Here is a 13820-nt window from a genome sequence, read left to right on the forward strand (position 1 = left end):
GGTATGAATGTACAATCAGAATTACATAAATCTTCATTATTTCAAAACCTTGGGCTCCTAGCTAATCAAGTAGTGGAGGGATTTATTAGCGGAATTCATAAGAGTCCGTTTCATGGATTCTCTGCAGAGTTTGCAGAGCATAAAATATATAATAATGGCGAAAGCACAAAGCATATAGATTGGAAGCTATTTGCGAAAACTGATAAATTGTACACCAAGCGCTATGAAGAAGAAACCAATCTTCGGTGCCACATGATCTTAGACAATTCTGCTTCTATGTTTTATCCAGAGGTAAAAAATCTAGGAATTGATCATTTAAATAAAATAGGTTTTGGAGTATTAGCTATTGCAGCTTTAATGGCTATTTTGAAGAAACAACGAGATGCTGTGGGTCTAAGTGTGTATTCTGATCATTACGAATACTACGCCTCGGAAAAAGGTAGTGAGCGCCATCATCAGATGTTGTTAGCTAAACTCAATGAGATTAGCGCATCTTCTAGGCTGGAAAATAGAACAGAAACGTATACCTATTTGCATTTGATTGCAGAAAAAATGAAACGGCGGAGTTTAATTTTTCTATTTACAGATATGTTTCAAACCGAAACAGAAGATGATAAATTATTTGATGCGCTACGCCATTTGAAATATAACAAGCACGAAGTGGTGCTTTTTCATGTATTAGATGCGGAGCATGAAGTGAATTTCGATTTTGATAATACACCTAAACGCTTTGTAGATGTAGAAACTGGAGAAAAAATAGATCTCTATGCTGATACTGTTAAAGAAGGGTATCAACAACGTGTTCAGAATTACCAAGAAGGCTTAAAATTAAAATGTGCACAATACAAAATCAAGTATGTTTCAGTAGATGTGGGCAGTGATTTTTCTAAAATTCTAAATACCTACATGACGGAAAGGCAAAAATTCCTATAACCCATAATTATGACGAATCTCACTTTAGCAGATACGAGAGCACTGCCTCAGGTTTTTGCCTTACAACGAAAAATAGAACATCTTTCAGAAAGAGGATATGCTTTTGGGCATCAAGATACGACGTCCTATGGAGTAGGGTGGCGCCATAACCACGATTCGTATACGAGTGATGTGTATAAAGTGGTAGGAGACTTTCCTTTGGTTTATGGTTTTGATATTGGCCAGATAGAGCACGGAAGAGAAAAGAACTTAGATGATGTGCCTTTTAATACGATGTGCGCACTGATACAGAAAGCGCATAAGGAAGGTGGGATTATTACAATAAGTTGGCATGCCGATAATCCCGTATCTAAAGGCGATAGTTGGGAGACTACAATTGCTGTGAAACATATTTTAAAAGGAGGTAGCTATTTTGAGGTGTATAAAGAATGGCTTAAAAAAGTGGCCGATTTTGTATTGCAATTAAAAGATGAAAACGGAATGCTGATTCCGATTGCTTTTCGTCCGTTTCATGAAATGAATGGTGCTTGGTTTTGGTGGGGAAACCCTCACTGTAGTCCAAAAGAATATAAGACTTTGTGGTTGCAAACATTGCAATTGCTATCCGTAGAATTTGAAGTTCACAACTTGCTATATGTATATGCTCCTAATTTGGTTGGTACCACAGGAGAATATCTTTTAAATTATCCAGGAGATCATGTGGTAGATATGTTAGGTTTAGATCTGTATCAACATGGAACAGCAAAAGCATTTCAAAAAACATTAAAAACCAATGTTGAGGTGTTGAGAATGGTGGCAGAAACGGTAAAAAAACCTTATGCATTAACAGAAATAGGATTAGATAGGGTGTTAGAACCATTGTGGTGGAGCACAATTCTTGATGCTACCATCGCAAATACGGGTATCGCTTGGGTGCTTTTATGGCGAAATGATTCTAAAAATCATTTTTTTGTGCCTTATCCAGATCAATTAAGTGCGAGTGATTTTAAAATATTTAGTGAAAAGACGCACGTTTTGTTTTTAGGTGATGAAAAAGTTTGATTTTTTTTATTTTGTAAGTATCTGATAATTAAGTTGAATCATTTATTTTCAAAATTATTTTAAAATAAACTGAATTTTTTAGTCAAAAAAGTTTGCGTAATTAAATATGCGGCGTATATTTGCAACCGCTTAAAGCAACGGTTCGGTAGTTCAGTTGGTTAGAATACCTGCCTGTCACGCAGGGGGTCGCGGGTTCGAGTCCCGTCCGGACCGCCAACAAATCCTCAACATATAGTTGAGGATTTTTTTTGTTTTATAGTTAAGGAAAACAATGGTCTTTCTTGGGTTTTAAGACCTAAGTATTTGGTAACCGCAACATGTTTCTCTTTTAAATTTCCCTGATGGTTAATGATGCAATTTTTACATGAGGGCTTCTTAACTTGCTTTTGGTAGTGTAAAATAAAAACTAGTTCCTACATTAATGGTGCTTTCTGCCCAAATGCTACCATTATTTTTTTCTATCATTTCCTTACACAATACAAGGCCTAAGCCTGTTCCTTTTTCATTATTTGTTCCGTAGGTCGTAAATGCCTCTTTGGTGCTGAAAATCTTATCTAAAGCCTCTTCAGTTAGTCCTACGCCGGTATCTTTTATATAGAACTCCCAATGGTTTTGTTTGTCAGTGGCTCCAAAGGTAATTTTCCCATGTTCAGGGGTAAATTTTAAGGCATTACTCGTTAAGTTCCGAATGACAATACTGATTTGGTTTTTGCCAGACCAAGTCAATGCACTTTCCGTTACTTTGTTTTCAAAAGAAATCGATTTTTTTTCTGCCATTTTTGATAATAGCGAATTATTTTGATTTATTAAATCGCTTATATTGGTATGTTCTGGTTCCGTAATAATGTCATTCATTTGGGTTTGTCCCCAGGAGAGCAAATTATTTAGGGTAAAAGCAATACTGTCTATACTCTCTCCCATGGTGGGTGCGAGTTCAATAAATTCAGCATCACTAATTTGCTTGTTGGTAAACAAATCAAACATCGATTTGAAAGAATTTATGGGGCCACGTAAATCATGTGCAATTATGGCAAACAATTTGGTTTTTGTATGATTAGAGTTTACCAAATGTCTTTCCTTATTTTGCAGTTGCTTTGTTTTTATGGTTAGTCTTCGGTTTAATGTGTTTTGAGTTTTATTGTTTCTTTTGAGAATATATATAATAATAGAAAAAGCGATGATGACTAAAAGTGCTCCATAAAAATACAATCGTTGTTTTGCGGCTACTTTCTCATTCTCTAAGATATAGCGTTCTTTTTCTTGATCGAACTCAAGATTGGATTTTAAAATTTTTAATTCCTTCTGGTTGTTCTTCTCGTTTATGGTGTCAGAAATAGCTTTATATGCTTCTAAATATCCCAATGCAGCTAAAGCTTGATTCGTTTCTTTTTTTAGTTCATAAAGTGTTTTTAAAATTTCATCACGCTCATCTAGTACATTTAAATCGGTACTCAAGGTCAATGCCTTTAAGGCATAAGCTTCCGTTTTTTTGTAATCTCTAAGTTGTAGGTAGGTTTTAGACATGCCGTTGTATAAAGATATTTTATATCTAGTTTGGGCAATGTCTTGATGAATAACTTCACTTTTTTGAAACCACTTTAAAGCTTCAGAGGCTTTATCTTGTTTAAGAAAAATGTTAGCTTTTAATTCATAGGCATAGGTTAGCCAATCTTGTAATTCTAATTTTTCTAAAAGGGGTAGGCCTTCATCAATTTTTTTGGAAGCCTTTTCTAACTCATTATTGTCAATGTACGTGGCTGCCAAATTAATTAGCGTTACAGCTGTTAATCTTTCGTTACCCGTCCGTTTATTTAACTCCATGGCCTTGGTCAAAAAATGAATACATTGCTTATATTCATTTTGCAAGCTATAAATAACCGTAATGTTGATGTATAAGATGGCTAAAGTGGCTTCGTCCTTATGTTGTTTGGCTATTTCAATTCCGCCAAGATATTCTTTGAGCCCTTTTGCGTATTCGTCATTATAGGTGTAAGCTGTTGCTAAGCTACTTTTTGAGAGTAGGGTTACATCAATGTACCTATTTGCCTCTGCAATAGCTTTTGCTTTACTATAATTTTCTATTGCAAGTTCTTTTTTGCCCGTTTCAGAATAATAATTTCCTAAGATAATATATCCTTTCGCCTCGCCTTTAGCAAAGTTAATTGCCTTACTAAGTTCAATAGTTTCGTTGGCTAAACTATTTAAACTATCTAAATTGTAAAAACCATATGCTTTGCCATACGTGTACAACGAATTGATGTAAAGCGTATCTTTTTGGTAGTTCGGTTTTAATTTAAAAGAGGCTATTTTTTGATATAAACTGTCTTTTATGGTTTTTTGACTATAAGCGGTATATAGATTAAAAAACATAACACAGCATAGTGCAATAACACTATCCCGTATTTTTATGGGTCTTATTTGTAGCATAAAAGTAGGTTTTTAGGCGAGTTGGGCTCACATTAAAGGACAAAGGTATCTTAGGGTTTTCTAGCGCCTTGCTGTTTGTAGCTGAAACGTAAGTATCAAGCGTTGAATACACAATTATTGTCGATGAGCAAACTGATTTTTTGCTACTTTCATCGATTGTAACTCTTAGAATTGTCTTTTTGGTTCTGATTACTAAGTACTTAGGTTCTTTTTATGTGGCCGTAATAAGAAGTAAGAGATCTTTATGTTTTTACTTATGAGTTGTAAGTTCTAGAGGACAAAAACGTCAATATAGTATGTGATGGTGTAGAATTTTATTAAGGTTTTTTAATTCTTAATTCTTTCCATTTTTTTGCTACCTGTAATAACTGCCGTTTTGTAAGTTACGGAGGTAATGCATTAAATTTATACAATACGAGTAATTAACTACTGAACAATAAAAGCAATGAAGGAGTATAGGTTAGGGTATGTATTGGCTAGAATAGCAATAGGAGTAAGTATGTTTGGTCATGGTTTGGTAAGACTTCCAAAATTGGAAGGGTTCAAAAATTTCATGGTTCAAAATTTTGAGAATTCTATGGTTCCAGAATTTTTGGTTACACCTTTTGCCTATACGTTACCCATTTTAGAATTTATGGTAGGTATTTTACTTATTATAGGATTGTTTACAAGGCAAGCATTAGTATTAGGGGCAATTCTAATGATTATGTTAGTTTTTGGAAGTACTATGATTGAGAATTGGGGGATTATAGATTCTCAATTGATACACGCGTTTATATTTATTGGGCTTTTGCTAGTTATTAATTATAATTACTGGTCTTTAGATACGAAAGTAAACAAATAAAGGCCATACTTAAGAATATAGAAAGTTCCCCCCGGATTCATGTATTCAAAAGCAGGCCAATATCAGTGGTAGATAATTTCTTAATGGTTTATTTTTTTTCGAGAACAAAAATATTTGACTTAAAACTTATTTCCTTGCGGAAAACCGCAGTGGAGTAAGTTTTTTTTTGTTCAGGCGCTATTTTGAGCCTTTTTTTTAAACAAAGCGTTCATGTTTAATGTATTCTTATGCTGCTTTTAAAGCAATTTATTTCTTCTACAACCAATTTGTAGGGTTTTACAACATAAATAGCAGTTGATGTCATAGCAATATTAGATTTGTCTGATAATAATCAACCATACAAATATTAAGATGAAAAAATTATTAGTACTAGCAGCTATTATATGTTTTGGAACAAGTAGCGCTCAGGAAGGGTTAAAAATTGGAATTCAAGGCGGTTTACCTCTTGAGAATTTTAATGATCAAGTGGGGGTCGTTTTGGGGGCAGATTTCGGTCATATGTGGGCTTTGAGTGAAACTGTTGATTTAGGAGTAATGACCGGGTATATACATGGCTTTCCAGAAAAATTTGGAACAGAGGATGTTAGCATTACCTTACCGAGTATCCAATTTTTACCAGTGGCAGCATCATTGCGCATCTGGGGGTCTAATTCTTTTTCTTTCGGCGGAGATATAGGTACAGCCATAGGTTTAAATGATGGTAATGACGGAGGTTTTTATTACAGACCTCAAATAGGTTTTTTAATGGGGCCTAGTACGGAATTAAACTTTTCGTATACCGGAATACAATTAGATGAAGCCGCATGGAATACGGTAACTCTTGGTATTTTATATACAATACAATTAAAAAGGCCTTACTAAGTTATAGGCTTTTAAGGTTAGAAACTTGTAATAAAAAGAAGTAAATACGCTAAAGGGTAATTGTTAAAAGCGTCAATTTTGATTCCAAATTCTTACAGGTTTAGAAATATAATATTGTTATTGTAGTTTCTAAGTCTTAAATTTACCTTAATAAGAGTACCATTTAACATGCTTTGTGCAGGCTCCTATTTACATGATACAGAAATAAGAGCTTCATTTTTAAAAGTGTAACACGGTTAAAGATACTTCCTATTTTCTATTTTTTAAATTAAATTCAGTAACCGTGAGCTTTAATTTTCAGAATCCTGATCCAGAATTGTTTGATTTTGCACTAATGGCAACCTCACTTTTAAACTGTTCTGCTGCGGTAATAAGTCTTACGGATGGTAAAATTATTCAGGTAAAATCTAGCCACGGGAAAAGAGGATTTGAAAGTTCTTTCTATCAAAATATTCTATTCAATACAACCGACGATATCCTCATAGAATCTAATTTAAGAGCAGCTGATGCCGCAAATGTTTTTGATTTCTATTTAGGAATTCCCCTTAAAACAAAAGACCAAAATTCTTTTGGAGTCTTAAGTTTGTGGCATGAGTCGAATATAGAACTTAAAGAGTCGCAATTAAATGCGCTAAAGGCTTTAGTTCGGCAAATTGAAAATAAGCTCATTCCAGAAAATCAATTTCAATCGTTACTTGTGGCAGAAGATGCATTTTACGAAAGCTGTTTAAAAAAGAATAAGGTAGGACTTTGGGAGCTTAATGTAAATACATCTGAGTTTAAGCTCAATGATGTGTCCATGAATATCTTGGGGTACGGTAAGAACGATTTTAAAGATTTTAGTTTTAAGACCTTCCTTAAAATTATTTACAAAGATTACGTTCAAGAGTCAATTTCCTTTTTAAATCAAATTAAAAATAAAGAAATTGAAGACTACACTCATGAAATTAGGGTACGCCATAAAAAAGGGTATTGGAGTTGGACGACAATTATTGGGAAGGTAACCAAGTGGAGCGCCAGTGGAGCTCCAGAGGTTATTGGAGGTACCATGTTAGATATCCATGATTTTAAAACAGTAGAGTTTCAGCTTAATTCTATTATTGATAATATAGATTGCGTTGCTTTCCGGCATATTTTTTTTCCCGATGGGACGCAGGAAATTGTTCATTTAACGAAAGGGACTGAAAAATTGTGGGGCTTAACTGCCCAGGAAGTTTATACTAATTTTGATCCAGTTTGGAACTTACTACTTGAGGAAGAAAAACCACGTATCAAAGCTATATTAGATACTTCTATTATAACTCTTGAGCAATGGGAAGCCGAATGGAGAATTCAGCATCCTGATGGCAGCATCCGTTGGCATAAAGGCCAAGGTGTTCCTGTTAAAAATAAAAATGGCAGTGTAAGTATTGATACCGTAATTATAGATATTACGGATCAAAAAAGTAAAAAAGAGGAACTTAGTAATTTAAATAAAAAATTAAATCAAGCCCAAGAAATTGCGGGACTCGGGTATTGGGAATTTGATCTAATTGAAGGAACTTCTTACTGGTCAGACAAGGTATATCGTATTTTAGGTTTAGGTAAAGATTCTATATTGTCATCTTTTGAGTCTTTGAAAACTTTATTGTTTGAGGAAGATATTTCTTTATTAGAAGAAAAAAGAAAAAAGTCTATTGCTACAGGTGAAGAATATATACTGGAAAATAGAGTAAAACGACCAGATGGGTCTATTATTTGGATACGACAAAAAGGGACTTATGTGAAAAATGAAGATGGAGTACCCGTTTTTTATGAAGGCACTATTCAAGATATTACTGAGAGTAAATTAGTTTCTCTAAGCCTAGAGGATACTATTCAGCGCTATAATTTAGTGACGAAGGCCACTTCTGATGCTATTTGGGATTTGGATTTTAAAACAGGAGAAATTTTTAGAGGTGAGAATTATGTAAAGCTTTTTGGCTATTCTAAAGAAAACATGTCAAGCAAGGATACTAATCTTTGGGAACGGCATATACATCCGGAAGATCATGATAGGGTGGTTAATTCTTTTAATTCATCCATTGAAAAAGGAGATTACTTTTGGGAAGAACAGTATCGTTTTCTTAATGTGAATAAGGACTATTCCAATGTAGTAGATAAAGCCTTCATTGTTCGGAACGAATATGGAGAAGCTTTAAGAATGGTGGGTTCCATGCAAGATGTCACGGAAAAACTTCAAGCTATTGAAGATATTAAAAGATCTAATGAACGTTTTGTAAAAGTATCTGAAGCTACTAATGATGGGATTTGGGATTGGGATCTTGTTAATGATATTGTATTCCATGGCCCAGGATATGCAGAATTATTCGGCTATCCTAAAAATGAAGGAAAAGCAGATCCTGCGATTTGGATAAGTCGGATTCATCCAGAAGATAAACCTAGAATTTTGAAACTGGTTAATGATTTGGTAGAATTAAAAGCAGAGGAATACTTTAACTGTGAGTACCGCTATCTAAAAAGCAATGGTGAGTATGCCCATGTAAGTGACAGAGGTAGTGTCATGAAAAATGATCAGGGAGATGTGATTCGTATTGTTGGCGCTGCACAAGATATCACAGATAGGGTGCAATATACTACCCAAATTAAGAATGCTAATGAGCGTTTTGAAAAAATTGCAGAGGCAACACAAGATGCTATTTGGGATTGGGATTTGGTAAATAATACCCTGTATCAAGGAAAAGGGTATCAAACCTTATTTGGCTATGATTCTTCTGAAGGCGATGTAACCTTTGAATTCTGGAGAACTAAAGTACATCCAGAAGATTTAGAACATGCCATTGCAAGTACGGAAAACCTTTTAAAACAGAAGACGGGGACTTATTTTAAAACTGAATACCGATATTTAAAATCTGATGATACATATGCCTATGTGATAGATCGGGGTAGTGTAATTAGAAATGATGATGGAGACGTAGTCCGTATGGTTGGTGCCATGCAAGATATTACGGAAAATAAAAATTATCAAGAATCATTACAAAAGCTTAATTTAAATTTAGAAAAGCAAGCAGATGAATTACTGCGGTATAATGAAGAATTAGAGCAGTTTGCTTATGTGGTTTCTCATGACCTTCAGGAACCGCTACGTATGATTTCTAGTTTTCTAATGTTGCTAGAAAAAAAATACAATCATGTCATTGAGGATGAAGGAAAAAAATACATTCATTTTGCGGTAGATGGCGCTAAAAGAATGCGACAAATAATTCTAGATTTACTGGATTTTTCTAGAGTGGGTAAATCAGAAGAGGAATTAGTAGCTCTAGATTTAAATGAAATTTTAGCAGAAGTAACTTTAATTTTTCAACAAGAAATTATAGATAAGGAGGCTACTTTGATTATACCAGAACTACCTACCATTAATAGTTATAGTTTATTAATACTACAGCTTTTTCAAAACCTTATAGGGAATGCTATAAAATATCAAAAGGAGGGAGTTAAACCTGTCATTGAGGTTACCTATGAAGAGTTAGTCACTCATCATAAATTTTCTGTATCTGATAATGGAATAGGGATAGATTCTGAGTATTTTGATAAAATATTCGTTATATTTCAACGCTTGCACGGCAGAAACCAATACAACGGTACCGGGATTGGTTTGGCGCTAGTGAAAAAAATTATTGAAAATTTAAAAGGTAAGATTTGGGTAACAAGTAAAAAGGGTGAAGGCTCTACCTTTTATTTCACTATTAAAAAAGAAAATTAATTAATCCTCCTATGAAAAGTATTACCATATTATTAGTAGAAGATAATGAGGGCGACGTTTTATTAACAACGGAAGCGCTAGAGAGTTGTAAAATCACTAACACCCTAAAAGTTGTTAATGATGGCGAGGAAGCATTAGATTTTGTATTCAAAAAAGGGCCATTTGCTACGGAGAAAACACCAGATTTAATTTTGCTGGATGTGAATCTTCCGAAGAAAAACGGACACGAAGTATTGCAAATTTTAAAAGCAGACAGTACCTATAAACATATCCCGGTTGTGATGCTAACCACATCTTCATCAACCTTAGATATTAAAAAAGCCTATTCACATTACGTGAATTGCTATATAACCAAGCCTGTTGAGCCTACAGATTTTTTATCTGCAGTAGCGCAAATAGAAAATTTCTGGATCAACATTGTGAAATTGCCATAATAATTATTTATGATTAAAGATAAATCAAACTATTCTATTCTAATTATTGAGGATAATCCTGGAGATCTTTTTATTTTTCAGGAGTATTTAAGAGATCAAATTTTGAATCCTACTATTGTTTCTGCGCATAGTTTTGAGGAGGCTTCAAAGATTTTGAAGGACGATACTCAAAAATTTGATATTGTATTTTTAGATTTGTCCTTGCCCGATAAAAAAGGCGCAACCTTAATACATGAAATACTTAAAATAGGTAAAAAGGTTCCCATTGTAGTGTTAACGGGCTATTCAGATATTCAATTTAGTATAGAGTCTTTACACTTGGGAGTTTCAGATTATTTAATCAAAGACGAACTTACGGCCTTAGCACTTTATAAAAGTTTACGTTATAATATTGAGCGTGGCAAGTACCTAGTTCAGTTAGAACAGTCAGAGAAAAGATATATAGATTTATTTCATTTAAGTCCACAACCTATGTGGATTTATGATATAGACACCTTAAAATTCTTAGACGTTAATGATGCAGCAACGAAGCATTATGGCTATTCCTATGAAGAATTTTTAGACATGACCATTTTGGAGATAAGACCAAAAGAGGAAATACCGACTTTGAATAAAGTGTTGCAGTCTATGCCACTAAATCATAGTGGGAAAATCAAAGGTTTTTATAAGCATCAAAAGAAAGACGGTACGGTTATAGAAGTAGAAATTACCAGTAATCTTGTCTCACGTGTAGGAAAAACAGTTCGGATTATTTTAGCCAACGATGTTACAGATCGGGTACAGTATATAAAAGCGATTATAGATCAGAACGAAAAATTAAAAGAAATTGCATGGGTGCAATCTCATGTGGTAAGGGCGCCTTTAGCTAGGCTAATGGGGCTTGTTAAGATTTTGGATGGTGGTAATGATGTTCCTGAAAAAGATAAGAACTTCATTTACAAAGAGCTGCTAAATTCTGCAGATGAGTTAGATGATATTATAAGAGATATTTCTGATAAAGCTTCTAAAATAGAAATTAATAATACGGATTATGATTTTGGAGATATTACTGGTAGATGATGATCCTGTAGGACAGTATCTACATAACAACATCCTTACGAAATGCGATTTTCCAAAACAACTACTGTTTGAAAATGGGGCACTAGCATTGGATTATATTCTTGAAAAGAAAGACGAAGACATTTTGTTTTTAATCTTTTTAGATATAAATATGCCCGTAATGAATGGTTGGGAGTTGCTAGATGCATTGCATAAAATGTCTATTACCGCCATCTATAAAGTGGTTATATTGACCTCTTCCATTGATTCTTCTGATCGAGGTAAAGCAGATGATTATCCGCAAGTGTTCAAGTTTGTAGAGAAGCCATTATCCGTAACGTGTATAGATGCCATCAAAGAGAATACAGATTTGGCATCCTACTTTTAAATTTATTACAATAGTAAATGACAGCAGCGATAAAGAATAAAATAATAGCCGTGTGTACGGATAAAATTGAAAAAAAAGGCAGCAATGTAGGACTCTCTTTTTATGCGTTTTTTGCCAATAAAAATGACCAACCAGAACTCTTGCTAGAAGTAGCCCAATGGTGGATTATGGAACATAAATTAGATCATTTTGAAAAAGCGGTGAAAATTAAAGCTCTGGTTGAGGCCATACAACCCTCTAATTAATTGTAATTTTATTTTACGTCTTTATTGTTGACTAAGCCTTTGGTAAATTCATTTAAGGTTTCTACTTTTTCTTCAAAATCGCCCTTAATTGTTTTTCTGAATTCATTTAAGTTTTTAACTAAATCATCAATATTATCAGGAATAACATCCTCAAAAAATTGACGTAATCTTTTGGCTGTCGTCGGCGATTTTCCATTTGTAGAGATGGCAACTTTTACATTTCCTTTTGTAACAATACCGCCCATGTAAAAATCACAAAAAGGAGGGTTATCTGCTACATTCACTAAAATGTTTTGCGCTCTACAATCATGATAGACTTGTTCATTCACGGGTATATTATCTGTAGTAGCAACCACCATATGTTTGTGTGCTAAGTATTTCTTGTTATAAAGATCAAGATGCATTTTTATATTGAACTTCTCCGCAAGCGCAATAGTCTCTTCTCTAAACATAGGAGAAACCATTTCTACATTGGCATCAGGACTAGATTTTAATAAGAAACTAAGCTTTTCTAACGCTACATTTCCTCCACCTACAATAAGAATGTTCAGATTAGAGACTTTTAAAAAAATAGGGTATAGGTTGTTGCGTTCCATGATGGTAAGTTTAATAGCTTTGAATTAGTTATTGTGTTTTACAATTGAATAACTAATTCAAAGATACTATTTTCAACGGCTTCTATTGCCTCTAATACTTGGTTTCCTGGCTCAGTCTTTATTTTCATTGTTCTGCGCTTCTAAGTTTAAAGACATTGCATCTATATGATTGTCAGAATGAGACTTCACTTTTTTTAACACCTTGAAAAGAGTAGGGGTGTAGGAAATAGCAAGCAAAGAAACTCCAGAAATTAAAATAGTGAAAGGATTGACAAATAATTCGCTAAAAGAAAATACACCAATAATTAATAGTGTAGAAAAAGGTAGAGAACATGCAAGCACATTTACGGCAAAATCGATATCAAATGTTGGTTTTGTTTGTTTGTCTTTATCTTCTAAACTGGCTATGGCACTCATATGAGCAAAGGGCCAAAAACTACAAGAACTTTGAGGGAAGACTATTATAAAAAGAATCATACTTGTGGCTAGTACAGGAAATGCTAAGACAACCACGGCTGAAATTAGAAATGTTACTCCGGCTCTTCTGGCTAATAAGGTAAGGATTAATGAAAATTCGCTTGCGTTTATTCTAACAGCCATTCCTATGAATAATAATACCAGAGGGGCCATGATAGTACTTAAACTGGTTATAGTGTTTCCAAGAAAATCTGGAAGACTAGAAAGGTTTAAACCAAATGCTAATAATAGTAGCGCTATAATCATGACAAGATTAATAGGCTCGTTTAATAGCGATAAAACCAAGCCTTTTAGCTTATTTTTCATGGAGGTTTTGGCATCCTTAATGCTTCTTATGTTGTACCAATGCATCGCTAGCATGTATAACATGATTAACACAAATATTTTATTACCAACGTCGGCTAGGGCAGATAAAGCCAAATAATCATCACCTAAATAAACAACAATGAAAGGAAAACAGGATAGTCCAGGAGCTAATGATGGTAATAATAACATCATAGTTCTTTTCCTAGCATTGTCTTTAGTAGGTAGCGTTTTACTAATGTAATATTTAGAAGCAAGTAGCATAAGTAGGTTAAAGCTAAGTGCTAAAACAGGAAATATTAAAAGCGAGCTTTCCAATTTAATTTTTAGTAAGGCGACAAAAATTACCGCAGGTAGAGCAACGCTTAAGATTAACACCTTTATTCCTTTTAAATCACTCTTTGCGACTTTTTTTTGTAAAAAAACGCCGATGCCAATTATGAGCAAGAGTTCCAGTGTTTTTTGAAATGCAATATTCATATACAAGGATT

The 13820-nt window shown here is 33.9% G+C and carries 12 protein-coding genes and 1 tRNA gene; 10 read left to right on the forward strand and 3 right to left on the reverse strand.

The window, feature by feature from the left end:
* Window positions 1-3: 3 nt before the first annotated feature.
* From M666_RS07030 to M666_RS07040, 3 genes are all read left to right on the forward strand, one after another.
* Window positions 4-933 carry a DUF58 domain-containing protein gene (locus tag M666_RS07030; protein WP_029447216.1) on the forward strand — a complete coding sequence of 310 codons (930 nt, stop codon included), beginning with the start codon at window positions 4-6 and terminating at the stop codon, window positions 931-933.
* 9 nt (window positions 934-942) lie between these two features.
* Window positions 943-1974, forward strand: coding sequence for a glycoside hydrolase family 26 protein (locus tag M666_RS07035; RefSeq protein WP_029447215.1), 1032 nt, complete (start codon window positions 943-945; stop codon window positions 1972-1974).
* Window positions 1975-2113: 139 nt separating this feature from the next.
* A tRNA-Asp gene (locus M666_RS07040) sits at window positions 2114-2190 on the forward strand.
* Window positions 2191-2349: 159 nt separating this feature from the next.
* Here M666_RS07040 and M666_RS07045 read toward each other — a convergent pair.
* Window positions 2350-4401 carry a tetratricopeptide repeat-containing sensor histidine kinase gene (locus M666_RS07045; RefSeq protein ID WP_082007892.1) on the reverse strand — a complete coding sequence of 684 codons (2052 nt, stop codon included), beginning with the start codon at window positions 4399-4401 and terminating at the stop codon, window positions 2350-2352.
* Between the two features lie 445 nt (window positions 4402-4846).
* Between M666_RS07045 and M666_RS07050 the strand changes: the two genes are divergently transcribed.
* The 7 genes from M666_RS07050 to M666_RS07080 all read left to right on the forward strand — a co-directional run bounded on the left by M666_RS07050 (window position 4847) and on the right by M666_RS07080 (window position 11953).
* Entirely contained in the window at window positions 4847-5245 is a 399-nt protein-coding gene (locus M666_RS07050) for a DoxX family protein (RefSeq protein ID WP_029447213.1), read from the forward strand.
* Window positions 5246-5596: 351 nt separating this feature from the next.
* A complete protein-coding gene (locus M666_RS07055) occupies window positions 5597-6106 on the forward strand; it encodes a hypothetical protein (protein ID WP_029447212.1) in 510 nt (169 codons plus the stop codon).
* 283 nt (window positions 6107-6389) lie between these two features.
* The gene (locus M666_RS19950; protein ID WP_029447211.1) at window positions 6390-9848 is read left to right on the forward strand and encodes a PAS domain-containing protein; all 3459 of its coding nucleotides are present in this window, start codon (window positions 6390-6392) and stop codon (window positions 9846-9848) included.
* Between the two features lie 11 nt (window positions 9849-9859).
* Window positions 9860-10282 carry a response regulator gene (locus M666_RS07065; protein ID WP_029447210.1) on the forward strand — a complete coding sequence of 141 codons (423 nt, stop codon included), beginning with the start codon at window positions 9860-9862 and terminating at the stop codon, window positions 10280-10282.
* 9 nt (window positions 10283-10291) lie between these two features.
* Window positions 10292-11341, forward strand: a complete 1050-nt coding sequence (locus M666_RS07070; protein WP_029447209.1) for a response regulator — start codon at window positions 10292-10294, stop codon at window positions 11339-11341.
* Window positions 11313-11708, forward strand: coding sequence for a response regulator (locus M666_RS07075; protein ID WP_029447208.1), 396 nt, complete (start codon window positions 11313-11315; stop codon window positions 11706-11708). The genes M666_RS07070 and M666_RS07075 overlap by 29 nt, the downstream gene beginning before the upstream one ends.
* A 17-nt stretch (window positions 11709-11725) precedes the next feature.
* Complete coding sequence (locus tag M666_RS07080; RefSeq protein WP_024481972.1) at window positions 11726-11953, forward strand: DUF6500 family protein; 228 nt, start codon at window positions 11726-11728, stop codon at window positions 11951-11953.
* Between the two features lie 8 nt (window positions 11954-11961).
* Here the strand turns inward: M666_RS07080 and M666_RS07085 are convergent, their stop codons facing one another.
* Both M666_RS07085 and M666_RS07090 read right to left on the reverse strand, forming a co-directional pair.
* Window positions 11962-12549: a precorrin-2 dehydrogenase/sirohydrochlorin ferrochelatase family protein gene (locus M666_RS07085; RefSeq protein ID WP_024481971.1), complete on the reverse strand. Its 588-nt coding sequence runs from the start codon at window positions 12547-12549 to the stop codon at window positions 11962-11964.
* A 111-nt stretch (window positions 12550-12660) separates the two neighbouring features.
* Window positions 12661-13809 carry an AEC family transporter gene (locus M666_RS07090; protein WP_029447207.1) on the reverse strand — a complete coding sequence of 383 codons (1149 nt, stop codon included), beginning with the start codon at window positions 13807-13809 and terminating at the stop codon, window positions 12661-12663.
* Window positions 13810-13820 lie beyond the last annotated feature (11 nt).

This window comes from Cellulophaga baltica 18 (assembly GCF_000468615.2).
GTDB lineage: Bacteria > Bacteroidota > Bacteroidia > Flavobacteriales > Flavobacteriaceae > Cellulophaga > Cellulophaga baltica.

Bases quoted from the DNA above. Each gene is read 5' to 3' on its own strand.
- M666_RS07030 (WP_029447216.1), top strand. From the start codon at position 4: ATGAATGTACAATCAGAATTACATAAATCTTCATTATTTCAAAACCTT.
- M666_RS07035 (WP_029447215.1), top strand. From the start codon at position 943: ATGACGAATCTCACTTTAGCAGATACGAGAGCACTGCCTCAGGTTTTT.
- M666_RS07045 (WP_082007892.1), bottom strand. From the start codon at position 4,401: ATGCTACAAATAAGACCCATAAAAATACGGGATAGTGTTATTGCACTA.
- M666_RS07050 (WP_029447213.1), top strand. From the start codon at position 4,847: ATGAAGGAGTATAGGTTAGGGTATGTATTGGCTAGAATAGCAATAGGA.
- M666_RS07055 (WP_029447212.1), top strand. From the start codon at position 5,597: ATGAAAAAATTATTAGTACTAGCAGCTATTATATGTTTTGGAACAAGT.
- M666_RS07065 (WP_029447210.1), top strand. From the start codon at position 9,860: ATGAAAAGTATTACCATATTATTAGTAGAAGATAATGAGGGCGACGTT.
- M666_RS07070 (WP_029447209.1), top strand. From the start codon at position 10,292: ATGATTAAAGATAAATCAAACTATTCTATTCTAATTATTGAGGATAAT.
- M666_RS07075 (WP_029447208.1), top strand. From the start codon at position 11,313: ATGATTTTGGAGATATTACTGGTAGATGATGATCCTGTAGGACAGTAT.
- M666_RS07080 (WP_024481972.1), top strand. From the start codon at position 11,726: ATGACAGCAGCGATAAAGAATAAAATAATAGCCGTGTGTACGGATAAA.
- M666_RS07085 (WP_024481971.1), bottom strand. From the start codon at position 12,549: ATGGAACGCAACAACCTATACCCTATTTTTTTAAAAGTCTCTAATCTG.
- M666_RS07090 (WP_029447207.1), bottom strand. From the start codon at position 13,809: ATGAATATTGCATTTCAAAAAACACTGGAACTCTTGCTCATAATTGGC.